Raw genomic sequence first — 17133 nt, 5'->3', positions numbered from 1 at the left:
CGCATCCCGGCGCGGCCGTCCCCGGTACCGCGCACCGCCCGGAACGCCGCGCTGCGACGCCCACCGCCGGGGAACACCCGCGGTGGGGTGCGCGGACGGGCCGCGCACCCCACGGCGCTCACCGCGCGGGACGCACCACGACGACCGCCGAGGGCGTCGACCGGATCCGCGCGCCGGAGACCCGCACCCGGACGGTCGGCGAGGACCCGCGGCGCAGGACCCGCCGCATCGACGCGGTCGGTCGCACCCGCAGCGTCGCGGTCCGGCCGGCCCGGACGGTGATCACCCGCGAGAGCAGGGTGCCGCCGCCGCGCGTCACCCGCACGCGCAGGACGCAGGAGGTGGCGCCACGGGCGCAGCTCACCCGGACGGCGAAGCGCCCGGAGCGGTCGACCCGCACGGATCCGGCGCGGATCCGCACCGTGCGCTTCACCGCCGCCGGGGGCGCCAGCGGCCGCGTCGTCGGCGGCACGAGCGGCGCGGGGATCGGCGCCGGCTCCGGAGCGACCACCGGCGGCGGGTCGACGACCGGCGGCTGCGGATCGGCGGCGTAGGCCAGCCGCGGCGCCGTCGTCGGGGCGATGTGGGCCTCCGCGACCCGGTCGAACGCGTACGCGTAGCCCATGAGCTTCGCGTCGTCCCACGCCCGGCCGGCGAGCTGCAGGTTCGTCGGCTCGCCGTCGTCGTTCACCGTCGCCGGGAACGCCACGGACGGCGCGCCGGCGCCGTTGGTCGGCGGGTCGCCGCGACCGAACGCGGCGGCGTTGCCGTCGTTGAGGCTCAACGTGCTCTTCAGCCCGGGAAACGCGACGGCGTCCAGCGCGCCCGGCGACGGGGCGCCGGTGTCCGGGTCGACGGGGCTCGGCGGGTCGTCGAGCCACTGCCCGACGGCGACCTTGGCGTCGGCGCGCCACTGCTTGTAGGCGGTGATCTGCGCCGGGGTCATCGCGCCCGTCCCGGTGTAGCCGTCACGGCGTCGGTACGGCAGCCGCAGCGGCGAGGCGAGGATGTCGCCGGCGTTCTGGAAGGGGAGGTTCGGGTGCTCCTTGATGTACTCGACCCAGCCCTGGTAGGCGCGGTCGCCGGCGACGCTCCCGGGCAGCGACGGGCCGCCGGAGATCCGCACCAGGGTCGCGCCGGCCTCCTCGAAGCGCTGCAGCGCCGCCTTCTGGGCGTCGACGGTGCCGGACGTGCCGAACGGATCGGTGAACGCCGAGTCGTAGTAGCCGATCCGCTTGCCCTGCAGGGCATCGGCCTTCAACGTCGAGCGCCAGGTCTCGGGGCGGTGCGCGTCGGCCTCGGCGGTCCGCTCCGCGTCGCGCGGGTCGGTGCCGGTGGTGACGTCGAGGATGTCCGCCAGGTCGGGCAGCGAGCGGGCGAGCGCTCCGCCGTAGTCCTGCAGCCAGGTCAGGGGCATGAGGCCGGCGAGGCTCTCCATCCCGTCGGTGCCACGCAGCGTGTAGAGGCTGGCGCCGCTGGCGGGGGCGTAGAGCGAGTCGCCGGTCTGGCTGCCGAGCGCGCCGGCGGCCAGCCAGGTCGCGGTCGCGGTCGCCGAGCCGCCGCTGGAGGCCAGCGACGACTTCGACGGCGAGAACGCGTTCCAGACGATGCCGTAGGCCGAGTCGGAGTACTGGCCCGAGAGGGCGTACTCCTCCAGCGACGCCTTGCCGAGGATCACGGCGCCGGCGGCGCGCAGGCGGGCGACCGAGGTCGCGTCCTCCGGCGGGCGGTAGCCCTCGAACACGAGCGAGCCGTTCGTGGTCGGCATGTCCTTCGTGTCGTAGAGGTCCTTGATCGCCAGCGGGATGCCGAGCAGCGGCCCGGTCCTGCCCGCGGCGCGCGCCTCGTCGGCGGCCTTCGCCTGCGCCAGCGCGTCGGAGGCGACCGTCGTGTACGCGTTGAAGCCCCAGGGACCGCGGTCGTAGGCGGCGATCCGGTCGAGGTACGCCCGGGTGATCTGCTGCGAGGTCGTCCGGCCGGCGGCCATGTCGGCCTGCATCTCGCCGATCGACGTGCCGACGACGTCGTAGGTCGAGCCGGTCGTCGTCGGGGTCGCCGGCGGCAGCGCCGGGATCACCGGTGCGGCGACGCCCGCGCAGTCGGTGCCCGGGTCGAACGCGGCGATCGTCGGCAGTGCGTCGAGGTCCCAGTTGGCCAGCGAGCAGAGCTCCGGCTTCGTGAGGTCCGCGAAGGCGGCGGCGGTCGTCGGGATCGCCGCGGCGGTGGCGCGCACCGCGGCGACCTGGGCGCCCGGCGCGGTGTCGCCGGTGCCGCCGGCGCTCTCCGCCAGGCCGACGACGACGAACCGCGCCAGCGACTTCGTCTCGCCGGGGGCCAGCGTCAGCCGGTGCTCGTAGCCGATGAAGTTCGACTCGTGGCCGGTCAGGACGCGGTCCTCGTCGAACGGCTTGTCGCGGAAGTTGCCGGTGCGGGTCATCGCGCCCGTGAACGGCGCGGGCGAGCCGACGACGACCGCCGACGGGCCCCGGGTGCTCGCGCCGCTCGTGCCGAAGCGGGTCAGCGTCCACGCGTCGCCGGGCGTGATGTCGGCGTCGCCGGAGGAGGTGCCGGAGACGATCCCGTTCGTGCTGCCGTTGCTGCTGCCGACGCCGGTCTGCCCACCGAACTGGACGTCGACGGTGACCGGCGCGTCGGTCGTGTTCTTGAAGGTGTCCAGCCAGCGCGCCCAGTTGGCGGTCCGGTTGAACCGGATCTGGCGCGCGATCGCGACCCCGCCCAGCTCGACGCTGTTGCGCGAGCTGAACCGCTCGGGCGGATCGAACGTCAGGCGGAAGCCGCGCACGAGCTCGCCGTTGCGGGCGGCGTCGGTGGAGACCTTCACCCGGATGCCACCGAAGCCGGTCAGGGCGTTGGAGGAGGTGTCGCGGATGCTGCCGGTGTCCACGCGCGGCGCGGCACCGTCCTGGACGCCCCAGGTGACGCCGTTGCCGCTGGGGACGTAGTTGTAGGCGCTGGCCGGGACGGCGAGCGCGCCCGCGGCGATCGCGGTCGTCGCCGTGAGGGCGATCGCGCGCGCGGCGGCGCGTCGTCGCGCCGCCGCCCTCCGACGGCGGGGGTGGGATGACACTGCGTGATCTCCTCGATCGGGTGCGTGAGGCCGGCCGACACCACGCGGGCCGGGGCGCCGCGCACGGGCCGTCGACGGCGCGTGACCGGACGGGAACACGATCGCCCCCGCCGCGGCCGGTCGGCCTGTCCCGCGGGATAGGCCGTGGCGCGCCGACGCTCCGCGACGACGGCGGTCTATGGCGTATCGCCACGGCCCGGACCCAAGATGCCCGCGACGCGCCCGGGGAAGCTCCGGGCCGCGTGGGGCGCTCGGTGGGGGAAGCGGACATGTACGCCCGGCGCGGCCGGGTCGCGCCCGAGCGTCGCGCCAGTGCGGAGCCGAGCGCTACGAGGGTCGGCCGCGCGCGCGAGGTCACCTGGGCGGCGGGCGTCGTCGTCGGCCATCAGCCAGAATCCGCCGCGATGATCCCGCGCTACACCCGTCCCGAGATCGGCGCCGTCTGGACCGACCAGGCCAAGCTCCAGGCGTGGCGCGACGTGGAGGTGGCCGCCGCCGAGGCGCTGACGCCCGACGTCGTCCCGGGGCTCGAGGGCACGGGCGAGGGTGGGGAGGGCGGCGGCCCGTCTCCCGAGGATCTCGACGCGATCCGCGCGGCGACCTTCACCGTCGAGGCCGTCCAGGAGCGGGAGAAGATCACCGATCACGACGTGGCGGCGTTCGTCGACGTCCTCTCGGCGTCGGCCGGCGAGAGCGGCCGCTGGATCCACTACGGCCTCACCTCCTCCGACGTGCTGGACACCGCCCTGGCGCTCCAGCTGCGCAAGGCGGGCGAGATCGTCGTCGCCGGTGCGCAGGAGGTCGCCGAGGCGCTCGCGGCGAAGGCGCGCGAGCACGTCCACACCGTCTGCGTCGGGCGCACCCACGGCATCCACGCCGAGCCGACGACCTTCGGCATCAAGCTCGCCGGCTTCGCGCTCGAGGCCGACCGCAACGCGCAGCGGCTCGCCGAGGCGTTCGACCAGGTCGCCGTCGGCGCGCTGTCCGGCGCGGTGGGCACCTACGCCTCGACCTCGCCGGCGTTCGAGGCGAAGGTCCTGGAGCGGCTCGAGCTGCAGGGCGAGCCGGTCTCCACCCAGGTCATCCCGCGCGACCGCCACGCGCAGCTGCTGCAGGCGATCAGCCTCGCCGGCGCCGGGCTCGAGCGCCTGGCCACCGAGATCCGGCACCTGCAGCGCACCGAGGTCCGCGAGGCCGAGGAGCCGTTCCGCGCGGGCAAGCAGAAGGGCTCCTCCGCGATGCCCCACAAGCGCAACCCGATCACGACGGAGCGGATCACCGGCCTGGCCCGCGTGCTGCGCGGCTACGCACAGGCGGCGGTCGAGAACGTCGCCCTCTGGCACGAGCGCGACATCAGCCACTCCGGCGCCGAGCGCGTGATCCTGCCCGACGCGACGATCGCGCTGGACTACATGCAGTCGCTCGCGGTCCGGGTCGTGTCCGGCCTCGTCGTGCACGAGGACCGGATGCGCGAGAACCTCGAGATCACCTCCGGCGCCCTCTTCAGCCAGCGGCTGCTGCTCGCCCTGGTCAAGACGGGGATGGTGCGCGACGACGCCTACCGGATCGCCCAGGAGCTCGCCCAGCGCGCCTGGGACACCCGCACCCCGCTGCGCCAGCTCGCCGCCGCCGACGAGCGCTGCTCGGCGCTCGACCTCGACGCCGTGTTCGACCTCGGCCACTACACGAAGCACGCCGACGAGCTCGTCGGCCGCCTCGCCGACGCCGGCCTCTGAGCAGCCGGCGAGCCCGATCCGCCCGCTGGCGCGTCGGCGGAGGCCCCGGGGGCCGGGGCTCCGCCGACGCACTGGTCGAGCGGACCTGGCCGGATGGGTCAGCGGCGCAGCGTGCCTCCGGACGCGCGCACGACGGTCGCCGCCCCGGTCGGGCGGGTCACGACGCGCACGACGATCCGGCGCGAGGCGGTGCGGCGCAGCAGGCGCCGGCCGCGCGCGTCGGCGCGGATCGCCCAGGTCCGTGTCCTGCCGCTGGGCACCGTGCGGGTCGTCCGGGACAGCCGCGGGCCGCGCGAGCTGCGCAGCCGCAGCTCGACCGTGACGCGCCCCGCCGGCAGGGCCACGCGCGTGGTGGCGCCGCGGCCGGCGCGCAGGCGGCGCTCGCCGAGCCGGGTGGTGGCGGCGCGCAGGCCGCGGGCCAGGCGGGCGGTCGCCGTGGTGGCCGACGGCGCCGCCGGGGTGCCCGTGCCGCCGCCGTTCGTCCCTCCGGTGCCTCCCCCGCCCGCCCCGCCGCCGGGGCCGGCCGGCGGGTCGGCCGCGTCGCTGCCGCCGGGGATGGGCTCGCTCAGCGGCAGCCGCAGGAGCTTCGCGGCGCTGCCGTCCTGGGCGACGAGCAGGTGGTCGCCGCGCGCGACGGCGACCCGCAGCCGGCCCAGGCCCTGCAGGTGCTGGCCCTGGCCGATCACCGCGCCGGCCCGTACGTCGAAGCGCCGCAGCTGCGCGCCGCGCAGGAAGGGCGCGTAGAGGCTGCCGTCGCGCCCGACTGCGACGTCGCCCGGCGCCCAGGCGCCGTCGTCCGGGGCGTAGGCGAGCGGCGCGATCGTCCCCGCGCGCGTCATCGGCCCGGACACGAGCGGCCAGCCGTAGTTGCCGCCGCGGACGATGAGGTTCAGCTCGTCCCGCCCCTGCTGATCGTTGCCGCCCGGGTACGCGGAGCCGTGCTGCTCGCCGGTCGGGCCGTGCTCGGTCTCCCACAGCCGGCCCGCGGCGTCGAAGGCGATGCCCTGGGGATGGCGGTGCCCGAGCGACCAGACGTACCGGGCGTTGCCGCCCTCCGCCGCGAACGGGTTGTCGGGCGCCGGCGCGAGCTCGGTCTCGCTGCCGGAGGGCGGCGCGAAGCGGAGGATCTTCCCGTTGAGCGACCCGTGGTCCTGCGGACGCGCCGGTTGATGGATGTCGCCGGTCGTGACGTACAGCGCGCCGTCGGGCCCGAAGGCCATCCGGCCGCCGTCGTGGTTGCCGTCGGAGTCGATGCCCCGGAAGACCTGCTGCTCGACGACGAGCCGCGTTCCCTCGTCCCGCAGGCGCCAGATGCCGCTCGTGCCGGTCGCCGGTCCGGTCCCGTCCGGGTCCGCCGCGCGGACCGCGTAGAGGTAGAGCCGGTGGTTCGTCGCGTAGCCGGGATGCAGGACGAGCCCCAGGAGCTTCGTCGCGTCCGGGGCGACCGCGCTGCGCGTCAGGACGCTGCCGGCCTGGAGGCGGTCCTGGGCGTCGAGCACCCGCACGCCCTGGTCGCGCTCGACGACGAGCGTCCGCCCGTCGGGCGTCGGGGCGACCTCCCACGGCGTGCGCAGGCCCTCGGCGACCGTCACCGGGTCGCCGGTCGGCACCGCGGCGGCCGCCGCCGGCAGGAGGAGCGACGCGAGCACGCCGGCGAGCAGGACGGGAGCGCGGGCCATGGACCGCTGTTCCCACGCCGGGCCGGTCCGCAAACCGCGGGGTCGCGCGGACGCGGGACCCCTGGTGCGTCGCGGGAGCCCCGGGGGCCGGGGCTGCGACGACGCACCAGCCGCCGCGCGCCGCCCGCCGGAGGACCTAGCGCGGGTCGATCCGGGATCGGTCGATCTCGATCCCGAGGCGCTCCTCGACCCGCCGGGCCAGGAGCCGGTGGCGGTGCGGGTCGCCGGCGATCACCGGCTCGGTCACGAGCGGGGTGGCGAGCTGCTCGCCGTCGAGGAACTGGTCGAACGAGATGTCGACCTCCTTGCCGTCGGGCAGCCGGTTCCAGGCGTGGCCGTCCGGCGTGCGCTCGCCGTGGCGGTCGAGGACCGTCGCGATGAGGATCTCCCCGCCGTAGACCGCGCGGATGACGAGGGCCGAGACCGCGCACTGGCCGAGCGCCGGGTTCTCCGGCGTCCACCGGTCCGGGTCGTCGCTCGTGTCACGGTCCCACGACGCGCGCAGCGCCTCCTCGAGCGCGTCGAGCGTCGGCTGGTGGGAGGAGCCCTCGGGCTCCGGGGGCGGCGCGTCGCTCATCGGTCGATCGTGGCACGTCCGCGTCGGCCCCCGGTGGGACTCGGCGTCCGCGGGTACCCTGGGGCCGTCATGCGGAGCCCGAGCGCCGGACCACGTCGATGAGCGGCGCGCCCCGGCTGCCGCTGCGCCCGCGGCAGGTCGCCGCGCTCGTGCGCGCGGTGAAGGACGCGCAGGACGCGCCCCCGCGGGCCGGTCGGCTCCCGGCCATCCCGGAGCGGGTGCTCGTGGCGCTCGTGGCCGAGCTGCGGGCCGAGCGCGAGGACGCCGATCCGGCGCGGCCGAAGGACGCGCGCAAGCGGGCGCGCCGGCTCGCCGCCGTCACCGGCCTCGCCGGCCTGCCCGGCCGCGTGTCCGGCGAGGCGCTCGCGGTGATCGAGGAGGCGCGCGCCGCCGTGACGCTCGCCGCCGAGCTCGGCACGCCGCGCACGGACGCCGAGCTCGCCGCCGACCTGCTCGTGGTCTGGGGCCTCGTCGAGGAGCTCGACGAGGCGGAGGCGATCACGGCGGGCACCGGCACGCGGTCGCTGCTGGACCTCGAGGCGAGCCGCGCGGCCGGCGCCGTGACGGACCTCGTGCCCGACGAGTGGACCCCGTGGAGCACCCTGCGCTTCCTCTGGCGGGTGCGGAAGGTCCGCGACCTCGTTCCGGAGTCGCTGCAGCCCGGGGTGCGAGCGATCCCGCTCGTCGGCGCGGTGCCGGCGGCCCTCGGCGCGAGCCGCGAGATGAAGGCGTTCCAGAAGCGGTTCCGCACGCACCTCGCGGCTCGCTGACCTCAGGTCAGCCCGGCGCCGGTGCCGGCGGGGGCACGGTGGGCGATCACCCGGTCGATGAGCCCGTAGGCGCGCGCCTCCTCGGGCGAGAGGAACCGGTCGCGCTCGATGTCGAGGTGGATGCGCTCCTGCTCCTGCCCGGTGTGCACGGCGTAGAGCCGCTCGATCCGCTCGCGCATCCAGAGCATCTCCCGGGCGTGGATCTCGATGTCCGAGCTCTGGCCCTGCAGCCCGCCGTGCGGCTGGTGCACGAGGATCCGGCTGTTCGGCAGCGCGGCGCGCTTGCCGGGCGCGCCTCCGCAGAGCACGATCGAGCCACCGGACATGGCGATCCCGCAGCAGATCGTGGCGACGTCGCAGCGCACGTACTGCATCGCGTCGTAGATCGCGAGGCTCGCGTAGACGTCGCCGCCGGGCGAGTTCACGTAGAGCTGGATGTCCTTGTCGGGCGCGTCGGCCTCGAGGTGCAGGAGCTGCGCGACGACGAGGTTCGCCACGTCGGCGTCGATCTGGCTGCCGAGGAAGACCGCGCGGTCGTTCAGCAGACGGGAGTAGATGTCGAACGAGCGCTCGCCGCGCGAGTGCTGCTCGACGACCATCGGGACGAGGGGCATGGGGCTCCTGGTGGGACGGGTGACCGGGAAAGACGCAACCAAATGGTTGCGCTTCGTGGGTACCTTACACGCAACTCGGCAGTTGCGTGTAAGGTCGTCCTCGACCCGCCGCGACGCCCGGAGGACCACGATGACCCAGCCGCACCACGACCGGCCGACGGCCGAGCCCGACCTCCTCGAGGACGCGGTGCGCCGCGAGCGGCTGCTGCCCGCCGCCCGCGAGGACGCCTGGACGATGCTCGCCACGCCCGAGGGCCTCGAGCGCTGGCTCGCCGAGGACGTCGACGTCGAGCTGCGCCCCGGCGCGCGGGGCCGGATGACCGTCGACGGCCGCGAGCGCGACGTCGAGATCGAGGAGGTCGTGCCCGGCCGGCGCCTCTCCCTGACCTGGAGCGGCGACGGGGAGGAGCCGGCGCTCGTCGAGCTGACCCTCGACGACGCGCCCGGCGGCACGCGGGTCGTGGTCGTCGAGCTGCCGGTCCGCGCGCTCCGCGTCGTCGCGGTCCCCGGGCACGCCCCGGTCTCGCGCCGGCACGGCGGCGGCGCGCCGCAGGCCCGAGCGCTCGCCCGCGCGTGACCCCGCGCGCCGGAACGCCGCCGGTCGCCGCGGACCGCGACGTCGCGGCCGGGGCCGTCTTCGCCGCGCTCGCCGATCCGACCCGCCGGCAGGTCGTGCGCGCCCTCGCCGACCGCCCGACGGTCACGGCGTCGGCGCTCGCGGGCGAGCTGCCGATGAGCCGCCAGGCGGTCGCCAAGCACCTCGCCGTGCTCGCGGACGCCGGGCTCGTGGCGGCGGCGCGAGAGGGGCGGGAGACGCGCTTCCGCCTGACGCCGGAGCCGCTGCACGACGCGGTCCGCTGGATCGCCGGCGCCGGGGCGCGGTGGGACGACCGCCTCGCGCGGCTCGAGCGCGAGCTCGGCGGCTGAGCGGCGTCAGGTCGCGGTCGGGCGCGCCTCGAGCCAGCGCCAGAGCCGCCGCGCGGGCTCGCTGCCGGTGACCGAGGTCGAGGAGCTGCGGCGCCGCACGGCGCGCAGCTCGCGGTGCAGGTCGGCGCCCTCCACCCGTGCCGTCGCCAGGCGGCCGGCCTCCACCTCGCGGCCCACGGCGAGCGGCGAGAGCAGCGCGAACCCGCCGCCGGACGCGACGGACCGCTTCACCGCCTCGAGGCTCATCGCCTCGAGCGCCGGACGCAGCGACACGCCCGCGGCGGCCAGCGCGTGCTCGGCGACGGTCCGCGTGCCCGACTCCGGCTCGCGAGTGAGGTACGCCTCCGAGACGAGGGTGCCGACCGGGACGCTCTCGCGGCGCGCCCACGGATGGTCGGCGGCGACGACGGCCACGAGCTCGTCGCGGCCGACGACGAGCGTCTCCAGGCCCGTCGCCGGCTGGTCGTGCTCGACGAAGCCGAGGTCGACATCGCCGTCGCGGACGGCCTGCAGCACGGCGGGCGAGTTGGAGATCGTCACCGCCGCCCGCACGGGCGGGCCGCCCGAGCGACGGTGCTCGGCCAGCCACTCCGGCACGAGGTACTCGCCGACGGTGTGGCTCGCGGCGATCCGCAGCGTCTCCTGCCGCTCGGTCCGCTCGGCCCGGACGAGGTCGGCGGCGCGGTGCAGGACGTCGAGGGCGCGCTTGGCCTCCGGGTAGAGGAGCGCACCGGCCGGCGTCGGGCGCACGCCGAAGCGGCCGCGCTCCAGCAGCAGCGAGCCGAGCTGCGCCTCGAGCCGCGCGATCCGCTTCGTCACCGCTGACTGGGTGAGGTCGAGCGCCTCCGCGGCCCCGCTCATCGTCCCGGTCTCCACCGCGGCCACGAGCGCCTCGAGGTCGTGCGTCGCCGGGGGTGCGGGTCGCTCGCTCATCCACCGCTGACTATGCCACCTCGGAATGCTCGTGCGGGACGCAGCGCGTCCGCGGCGCCGGACCCGCTAGGCGACGGTCCGCGCGGCGGTGAAGGCGCTCTCGTGCGCGGCGGCCGCCGCGACGAGCGCCTCCAGCAGCGCGTCGCGCGCCGCTCCGGACGCGGCCGCGGGGGTCATCGCGACGATCCGCCGGACGATCCGCTGCTCCAGCGGGCGCACGACGACGTCCGGACGCGGATGGTGCAGCGCCAGCTGCGGGACCGTCGCCACCGCGAGGCCCGACGCCACGAGCCCGAGCGTCGCGCCGTAGTCGTCGGCCACGTACGCGCGGTTGGGGGCGAACCCCTCCTCCTCGCAGGCGGCCTGCACGACGTCGCAGTCCGGGCAGGTGCGCGGCGAGCCGAGGACGAGCGCCTCGCCGGCGAGCGCCGCGATCGGCACCTCCTCGAGCTCCGCCAGCGGATGGTCGGTCGGCAGCGCGAGGAGCATCGGGTCCTCGATCAGCGGCACGGCGCGGAACCCGGGCGGCGGGCCGGCCGCCGCGCCGAGGCTCGTCACCGCGACGTCGACGCGTCCCTGGCGCAGGAGCTCCAGCGCGGGTCCGGGCTCGGCGAGCTCGAACGCCACGCGGACCCGGGGGTAGCGATCGCGGAACCCGCGCAGCGCCGCCGGCACGAACGAGCCGACGGTCGAGGGGAACGCCGAGAGCCGCACGCTGCCGGCGCCGAGCGTCGAGATCGCGCGCATCTCCCGCTCGGCGGCCGCGACGCGGTCGAGGATCTCGTCGGCGTGGTGCAGCAGCGCCTCGCCGGCGGCGGTCAGGCGGGCGCCGCGCGGGGTGCGCTCGACGAGCGCCTGACCGGTCTGCCGCTCGAGCATCGCGAGCTGGCGCGAGACCGCGGGCTGGGTGTAGTCGAGGGCGTCGGCGGCCGCGGAGATCGACCCGCGGCGGGCGACCTCGCGGAGGACCCGCAGGTGCAGGAGCTCCATGGTCCCTCCGACGGTAGCCCGCCCGGGCCGCGAGGACCATGCGGGAGCGGCATGGCGCCCATGCGCGGCGCGGGGGCGCGGCGCGGCGCATGGCCGTCATGCGCAGGTGCGATGGAGAACCGGACGGCGGCCCGCCACCGTCGAGGGCCCGACCGGGCTCGAACCGCCGGCGGCGCGGCGAGCGGCCTGTCCGCGGCCCGCCGGGGCCGGCACCCTCGGGGCACGAGACGAGACGACGAAAGGCCACCCATGGGCGCGACCCTCCTGAACTCCACCCCCGACGATGAGCTGCGCCGCGCGGCGCAGCGCGCCGTGCGCGTCCGGGTGCCGGCGACGTTCGAGGTCCGCCGGGCGACCGCCGCCGACGCCGAGGCGCTCGAGCGGCTCGCCGCGGCCGCGGACGCGGCGGTGCCGACCGGGCCGGTCCTGCTCGCCGAGGCGGCGGGAGCGCCGCTCGCCGCGCTCGCGGTGGAGGACGGCGCGGTCATCGCCGACCCCGCGTGGCCGACCGCCGGGGCGGTCGAGGCGCTGCGACGCGTCGCGCGCGTCGAGGCCGCGACGTGGTGGCGGGTCGCGCTGCGTCGCGGGCGCTGAGGCCCGGCGCGCGTCCGACGGGGCGGACGCGCGCCGCGCCGGGGGTCGGGCGCCGTCGGCGGGTAGCCTGCCCGGCGTGACGCTCGACCGCCTCCCCCTCCTGGCCAGCGGCAAGGTCCGCGACATCTACGAGCTCGGGGACCGCCTGCTGCTCGTGGCCAGCGACCGCGTGTCGACGTACGACGTCGTGCACCCGAACACGATCCCGGGCAAGGGCGCCGTGCTCACCGGCATCTCGGCGTTCTGGTTCGACCGCACGAGCCACGTCATCGCCAACCACGTCGTCTCCTACACCGACGGGATCCCCGAGGAGGCCCGCGGCCGCGGCGTCGTCGTGCGCAAGCTCGAGATGCTGCCGATCGAGGCCGTCGTGCGGGGGCACATCACCGGCTCGGGCTGGCGCGACTACCAGGCGTCCGGCACGGTCTCCGGCATCGAGCTGCCCGCCGGGCTGCAGGAGAGCCAGGAGCTGCCGGTCCCGATCTTCACGCCCTCGACGAAGGCGGAGCTCGGCACGCACGACGAGGCGATCGACTTCGCCCGTGCCGCCGAGCTGCTGGCGCCGGTCGCGCCGGACGGGGACGGGGACGCGCTGGCGACGCGCGTGCGCGAGGCGTCGATCGCGCTCTATCGCCTGGGCCACGAGCACGCCCGCTCGCGCGGGGTGATCCTCGCCGACACGAAGTTCGAGTTCGGGCTCGACCCGGAGACGGGCGAGCTCGTGCTCGGCGACGAGGCGCTGACGCCCGACAGCTCGCGATACTGGCCCGCGGACGGGTTCGAGGTCGGCACGACGCCGCCGAGCTTCGACAAGCAGTACGTCCGCGACTGGGCGACCTCGTCGGGCTGGGACAAGACGCCGCCGGCGCCGGAGATCCCGGCCGAGGTCGTCAAGGGGACGCAGGAGCGCTACGCCGAGGCGTACGAGCGGATCACGGGCGAGCCGCTCTCGGCCTGGCTCGAGCGCACGCGCGCCTGACCCGCGGCGGCCGCGAGCGACGGACGCCGGTGCGCGGCCGGCGCCGCGTCGGGCGCGGGGTCGCTCAGCGCGTCGGGCAGTTCGGCGCGACGCGCCCGTTGCTGCCGGTGTAGACGTACGCGTCGCTGACCCAGCCGCCGTGCTTCAGGCGGTTCCAGATCCGGGTCGGTCCGTACGTGCCCTTGACCTTGCTGCCGCGGGTCTGGCAGACGATGAGGACCTTCGCGCCCGGCTTGAGCTGCCGGTACTGGTGGGCGTTCTGCCGGGGGGTCGCGCGGACGCCGAGCGTCGCGCCGCGGCGGACGGCGACCGTCCCGACGTGCGCGACCTTCGTGGGGTACGTGATCGGCGTCGGGCAGGGGACGAGCTTGCCGCCGATCTCGTCGACGCACCGGGCCGACGCGTCGTCCGGGCCGGTCAGGGCGAGGGCGCCGGCGCCCGCCCCGGCGAGGGCGAACGCGGCGAGGGGCAGGGCGGCCCGGCGACGGAGGGCGGGCGTGATGGGGGACATGGCGATGCGCTCCTTGGGGGGACGGCCGCGGGGGGGGGACGCGGCTCGGGAGCACCGTACGGTCGCCCGGTCGTCGCGGGGCGCCCCTCTCACGGGGGTCTCACCGATCGTGAGAGGGCCGTGAGAGACCGCGTCCGACGGCGGGTGGCGAGCGTCTCGCATGCGCGCCGCGGCCGGCGGATGCCCCGATCGGGGGGTCGCGTCGCGCGCTGGGGGCCGCTCGGACGTCCGCGGGACCGGGTCTGGACCGATGGACGAGGCGATATGAGGACCATCCGTCCTTGACGCTTGCCCCGTCGATTGGGGGATGCTGGGCCATCCCCCGCCGGGCTCTCGCCCGGCGTCCCCGAAGACGAGGAGCCGTCCTCATGCGCAGACGCTCACTGCATCCGACCGACCGCCCGGCGCGGGGCCTCGCCGGGCTCCTGTCGGTCCTCGTGGCGGCGACCCTCGCCGCCGTGACGCTCGCGCCGGCGGCCTCCGCGGCCGCGCCGCAGGACGAGTGGAGCTGTCGTGCCGAGACGCTCGACCTCCGCTTGGTCGGCGCCGGCGTCCTCGATCCGATCGAGGACCTCCTCGCGACGGGCAGCGACGACACGGCCTGCCGCACGAGCACGAACTCGCCGCTCGGGGGCGGGCTGCAGCAGGTGCTGAACGTGCTGCGCCCGCTCGGCATCGACGTCGGGCTGCTCACGACGTCGACGACGACCGACGTCGCGCGCCCCGTGTCGGCGCGCGAGCCGGAGGCCTACGCGCGGGTGGCGGGACTCGACGTCTCCCTCGCGGGCGTGACGTCGCTGGTGAAGGTCGCCGCGGTCGAGTCGCGGGTGCGGGCGCGGTGCGTCGACGGGACGGCGACCGCGACCTCGTCGTTCGACGTCGCGGACGTGACGGTCTTCGGGCAGCGCGTGAACCTCACGGACGAGGTCGTGCAGCTCAGCGGGGCGCTCGGGCCGCTCGGTCCGATCGTGCGCCTCACGCCGGGCGACCTGCGCGAGACCGCGGCGGGCACGCAGCGCACCGGCCTGCGGGTCGAGGTCCTCGAGCTCGGCGTCCGGCTGCTGGACGTCTCCGTCGCGGTCTCGCGCGTCGACGCCGGCGCGGGCGCCTGCGCCACCGCGAGCGCCGCGGCGCCCGAGGTCGAGGGACGCACGATCTCCGCCGAGGTCGCGCCGGCCGAGGGGGCGACCGTGCAGCGCTGCTCGTTCTCCGTCGCCCCGCCCGGCGGCGGCCCCTCCGTCACGGTCGAGGGCGCGTTCGCGGACGGGCGCTGCCGCGCGCAGCTCCCGCGCCAGCAGTTCCCGCCCGGTGACGGCGAGTACCGCGCGACGGTCACCGTCGTCGACAGCACCTCGCGCAGCGCCACGAGCCCCGAGGGGTCGTTCCGGCTCGCGCCGCCGCGCGTCGAGGCACCGACCCTCAACGGCCGCGACGTCGCGAGCGTCGTGGTCCCCGGCGCCGGCGCGACGATCGCGGGCGACGCCTGCACCCTGACGGTCACGCCCGCCGGCGGCGCGCCCGCGAGCGTGCCGGCGACGGTCGAGACGGACGCCGTGTCCGGGACGCAGCGCTGCGTCGCCCGGCTGCCGGAGGCGACGTTCCCGCCCGGCGAGTACGTCGTGGCGGTCAGGGTCACCGACTCGCTCGGCGACGAGGCGTCCGGCTCCGGGCCGGTCGCCATCGGCGGTCCCGAGGTCTCCAACGTCCGCCTCGACGGCCGCACCGCGCGGGCCGACTTCTCGCCGGCCTCGGGCACGACGATCGAGAGCTGCCGCTTCGAGCTGACGCTGCGGCCCGACGGGCCCACGAAGGCGGTGGCCGGGACGGTCGACGTCGACGGCGCCGGCTGCTCCGCGCCGCTGCCGGCCGCGCAGTTCCCGCCCGGGACCTACGACGTCGTGGGGATCGGGGTCGACTCCGACGGCGGCAGCGCCCAGGGTCAGGGCTCCGGCACGATCGCCGGTCCCGCGATCGGGGACGTCGCCCAGGACGGCCGGAGCCTCGTCGTCGGGGACGTCGTGCCGGGCACGGACGCGACGATCGACGCCGCCTCCGGGTGCGCGGTCGCGGTGACCGCCGTCGGTGGCGGACCGGTGCCGCTCGGACCGGTGACCTACGACGCCGCGCAGCGGCGGTGCGTCGGCGAGCTGCCGGCCGACCTCGCCTCGGGCGACTACGACGTGACGACGACCGTCACCGACTCCGACGGAGGCGTCGCGACGAGGACCGAGCGCGTCCACCTCGACGGCGGTCCCGCGATCACGAGCATCGGGGTCGACGGACGGGACGCCTCGGCGACGATCGTCCCGGCCGACGGGCGCACGATCGCCGGCGACGCGTGCACCTTCGCGCTGACGCCGCGCGGCGGCGGGGCGACCACGACGATCGAGGGCACCGTCAGCGGCACGACCTGCTCGGCGACGCTGCCCGAGTCCTCCGTCCCCGACGGCGAGTACGACGTGACGGTCACCGCGACCGACAGCGCGGGCTTCCGGTCGACGGCGAGCAGCACCGCGAAGGTGCCGGGCGGCGTGCCGGTCGACGCGACGGTCGGGCCGCCGACGCTCGTGGACCGCGAGGTGCAGGTGCGGGTCCTGACGCCGGGCGACTCGCCGGTCGAGCGCTGCTCGGTGCAGATCACGCCGAAGGCCGGCGGCGACCCCGTGACGCTGCCGGGCACGTTCGCCGACGGCGTCTGCCGCGCGACCCTGCCCCGCGCCCAGTTCCCGCCCGGCACCTACGACGCCCGCGTGACGCTCGTGCAGGGCAACGGCCGCGAGGTCGTCAGCACGGGGGAGATCGTCCTCGCCGGGCCGACCGTCGGTGAGCCCGTCGTCGTCGGACCGGTCGTCGCGGTCCCGGCCACCCCCGGGTCCGGCGGCGCGGTGACGTCCTGCTCGATCACGGTCACCCCGGCCGGGGGCGGCGCGCCGGTGACGGTCGCCGGGTACTACGACGCGGCGGCGAAGGGCTGCGCGTGGCTGCTGCCGCCGGAGAAGGTCCCGTCCGGGGACTACGACGCGGTCATCACGGTGCGCGACAGCAACGGCGACGAGGCGACGAGGACGAGTCGCATCACCGTCGTCCAGCCCGGGGCCGACCGCCAGGGCACGCCACCCCCGACCACCAGCGGCGAGGTCGCCCAGGACTTCCTCGCCTGCGCCGGCGGGACGTCCGCGCTGATCAACGTCCGCCAGTCCGGGACACGCGCCCGGGTGTCGGGCGTGGCGCTGGAGCGGCTGGCCGGGAAGACCGTGCAGGTCCAGCTCTTCCAGCCGGGCCGCGCGCGACGGACGGTCGCGCGCACGACGGTCGGTCGGGACGGCCAGTTCAGCGCCCTCGCCGCGGCGCCGCGCAACCCGCCGCGCGCGACCCGCTACCGGGTCGTCGTCGACGGCCGGGCCAGCCGGACGCTGCGGCTCGTGCGCCGGACGCTCGTGTCGAAGACGTCGGTCCGCAACGGTCGCGTGACGATCACCGGCCGGATCACGAAGCCGTACCCCCGGGTCGGACTGCAGATCTCGGTCCAGCGGCGCGTGGACTGCAAGCGCTACGACGACGTGGCGACGACCACCGTGCGGCGCAACGGGCGGTACACGTTCTCGTTCACCGGGATCAAGGGGCGCGCGTACCTCTACCGCGTGCGGACGCGGGTGCCGTCGCGCAAGAACGGGCCGTCCCGCTCCCGCTCGTTCTCGCTGCCGCAGATCGTGGTCGTGCGGTGAGGGGCTGATC

General features: G+C 76.5%; 14 protein-coding genes. 7 read left to right on the top strand and 7 right to left on the bottom strand.

What is annotated here, in order from left to right; translation table 11 throughout:
- Nucleotides 1-118: 118 nt before the first annotated feature.
- A complete protein-coding gene (locus tag SK069_RS11440) occupies nucleotides 119-3088 on the bottom strand; it encodes an amidase (RefSeq protein ID WP_319954365.1) in 2970 nt (989 codons plus the stop codon).
- A 404-nt stretch (nucleotides 3089-3492) separates the two neighbouring features.
- Between SK069_RS11440 and purB the strand changes: the two genes are divergently transcribed.
- A complete protein-coding gene (gene purB / locus SK069_RS11435) occupies nucleotides 3493-4824 on the top strand; it encodes an adenylosuccinate lyase (protein ID WP_319954364.1) in 1332 nt (443 codons plus the stop codon).
- A 98-nt stretch (nucleotides 4825-4922) separates the two neighbouring features.
- Here the strand turns inward: purB and SK069_RS11430 are convergent, their stop codons facing one another.
- Nucleotides 4923-6503 (bottom strand): PQQ-dependent sugar dehydrogenase, encoded by a 1581-nt coding sequence (locus tag SK069_RS11430; RefSeq protein ID WP_319954363.1) that lies wholly within the window; start codon nucleotides 6501-6503, stop codon nucleotides 4923-4925.
- A 136-nt stretch (nucleotides 6504-6639) separates the two neighbouring features.
- Complete coding sequence (locus SK069_RS11425) at nucleotides 6640-7080, bottom strand: YunG family protein (RefSeq protein ID WP_319954362.1); 441 nt, start codon at nucleotides 7078-7080, stop codon at nucleotides 6640-6642.
- A 98-nt stretch (nucleotides 7081-7178) separates the two neighbouring features.
- Here SK069_RS11425 and SK069_RS11420 point away from each other — a divergent pair, with 98 nt between their 5' ends.
- The gene (locus SK069_RS11420; protein ID WP_319954361.1) at nucleotides 7179-7850 is read left to right on the top strand and encodes a hypothetical protein; all 672 of its coding nucleotides are present in this window, start codon (nucleotides 7179-7181) and stop codon (nucleotides 7848-7850) included.
- Between the two features lie 2 nt (nucleotides 7851-7852).
- On the opposite strand, the gene SK069_RS11415 is transcribed toward SK069_RS11420, so the two are convergent.
- Nucleotides 7853-8464 (bottom strand): ATP-dependent Clp protease proteolytic subunit, encoded by a 612-nt coding sequence (locus SK069_RS11415; protein WP_319954360.1) that lies wholly within the window; start codon nucleotides 8462-8464, stop codon nucleotides 7853-7855.
- Between the two features lie 130 nt (nucleotides 8465-8594).
- Between SK069_RS11415 and SK069_RS11410 the strand changes: the two genes are divergently transcribed.
- Both SK069_RS11410 and SK069_RS11405 read left to right on the top strand, forming a co-directional pair.
- Nucleotides 8595-9041 (top strand): SRPBCC family protein, encoded by a 447-nt coding sequence (locus SK069_RS11410; RefSeq protein WP_319954359.1) that lies wholly within the window; start codon nucleotides 8595-8597, stop codon nucleotides 9039-9041.
- Nucleotides 9038-9391 (top strand): ArsR/SmtB family transcription factor, encoded by a 354-nt coding sequence (locus SK069_RS11405; RefSeq protein WP_319954358.1) that lies wholly within the window; start codon nucleotides 9038-9040, stop codon nucleotides 9389-9391. The genes SK069_RS11410 and SK069_RS11405 overlap by 4 nt, the downstream gene beginning before the upstream one ends.
- A 6-nt stretch (nucleotides 9392-9397) precedes the next feature.
- Here SK069_RS11405 and SK069_RS11400 read toward each other — a convergent pair whose 3' ends face one another.
- Together SK069_RS11400 and SK069_RS11395 are read right to left on the bottom strand one after the other, a co-directional pair.
- Nucleotides 9398-10324 carry a LysR family transcriptional regulator gene (locus SK069_RS11400; RefSeq protein ID WP_319954357.1) on the bottom strand — a complete coding sequence of 309 codons (927 nt, stop codon included), beginning with the start codon at nucleotides 10322-10324 and terminating at the stop codon, nucleotides 9398-9400.
- A gap of 66 nt (nucleotides 10325-10390) precedes the next feature.
- Nucleotides 10391-11314: a LysR family transcriptional regulator gene (locus SK069_RS11395; protein ID WP_319954356.1), complete on the bottom strand. Its 924-nt coding sequence runs from the start codon at nucleotides 11312-11314 to the stop codon at nucleotides 10391-10393.
- A gap of 249 nt (nucleotides 11315-11563) precedes the next feature.
- Between SK069_RS11395 and SK069_RS11390 the strand changes: the two genes are divergently transcribed.
- A complete protein-coding gene (locus SK069_RS11390; protein WP_319954355.1) occupies nucleotides 11564-11908 on the top strand; it encodes a hypothetical protein in 345 nt (114 codons plus the stop codon).
- A 76-nt stretch (nucleotides 11909-11984) separates the two neighbouring features.
- Nucleotides 11985-12887, top strand: a complete 903-nt coding sequence (locus SK069_RS11385) for a phosphoribosylaminoimidazolesuccinocarboxamide synthase (RefSeq protein WP_319954354.1) — start codon at nucleotides 11985-11987, stop codon at nucleotides 12885-12887.
- Between the two features lie 64 nt (nucleotides 12888-12951).
- Here SK069_RS11385 and SK069_RS11380 read toward each other — a convergent pair whose 3' ends face one another.
- Nucleotides 12952-13398, bottom strand: a complete 447-nt coding sequence (locus SK069_RS11380) for a hypothetical protein (RefSeq protein ID WP_319954353.1) — start codon at nucleotides 13396-13398, stop codon at nucleotides 12952-12954.
- Between the two features lie 368 nt (nucleotides 13399-13766).
- On the opposite strand from SK069_RS11380, the gene SK069_RS11375 reads away from it, so the two are divergent.
- Entirely contained in the window at nucleotides 13767-17123 is a 3357-nt protein-coding gene (locus SK069_RS11375) for a hypothetical protein (protein WP_319954352.1), read from the top strand.
- Nucleotides 17124-17133 lie beyond the last annotated feature (10 nt).

It is taken from the genome of Patulibacter brassicae (genome assembly GCF_033949425.1).
Classification (GTDB): Bacteria; Actinomycetota; Thermoleophilia; order Solirubrobacterales; family Solirubrobacteraceae; genus Patulibacter; species Patulibacter brassicae.
Note: the sequence above shows the minus strand (reverse complement) of the source record. Positions and strands in the feature narration are given on the sequence as shown.

Excerpts from the sequence above, each read along its gene's own strand:
- purB (WP_319954364.1), top strand. The coding sequence starts at position 3,493 with ATGATCCCGCGCTACACCCGTCCCGAGATCGGCGCCGTCTGGACCGAC.
- SK069_RS11430 (WP_319954363.1), bottom strand. The coding sequence starts at position 6,503 with ATGGCCCGCGCTCCCGTCCTGCTCGCCGGCGTGCTCGCGTCGCTCCTC.
- SK069_RS11425 (WP_319954362.1), bottom strand. The coding sequence starts at position 7,080 with ATGAGCGACGCGCCGCCCCCGGAGCCCGAGGGCTCCTCCCACCAGCCG.
- SK069_RS11420 (WP_319954361.1), top strand. The coding sequence starts at position 7,179 with ATGAGCGGCGCGCCCCGGCTGCCGCTGCGCCCGCGGCAGGTCGCCGCG.
- SK069_RS11415 (WP_319954360.1), bottom strand. The coding sequence starts at position 8,464 with ATGCCCCTCGTCCCGATGGTCGTCGAGCAGCACTCGCGCGGCGAGCGC.
- SK069_RS11410 (WP_319954359.1), top strand. The coding sequence starts at position 8,595 with ATGACCCAGCCGCACCACGACCGGCCGACGGCCGAGCCCGACCTCCTC.
- SK069_RS11400 (WP_319954357.1), bottom strand. The coding sequence starts at position 10,324 with ATGAGCGAGCGACCCGCACCCCCGGCGACGCACGACCTCGAGGCGCTC.
- SK069_RS11395 (WP_319954356.1), bottom strand. The coding sequence starts at position 11,314 with ATGGAGCTCCTGCACCTGCGGGTCCTCCGCGAGGTCGCCCGCCGCGGG.
- SK069_RS11390 (WP_319954355.1), top strand. The coding sequence starts at position 11,564 with ATGGGCGCGACCCTCCTGAACTCCACCCCCGACGATGAGCTGCGCCGC.
- SK069_RS11380 (WP_319954353.1), bottom strand. The coding sequence starts at position 13,398 with ATGTCCCCCATCACGCCCGCCCTCCGTCGCCGGGCCGCCCTGCCCCTC.
- SK069_RS11375 (WP_319954352.1), top strand. The coding sequence starts at position 13,767 with ATGCGCAGACGCTCACTGCATCCGACCGACCGCCCGGCGCGGGGCCTC.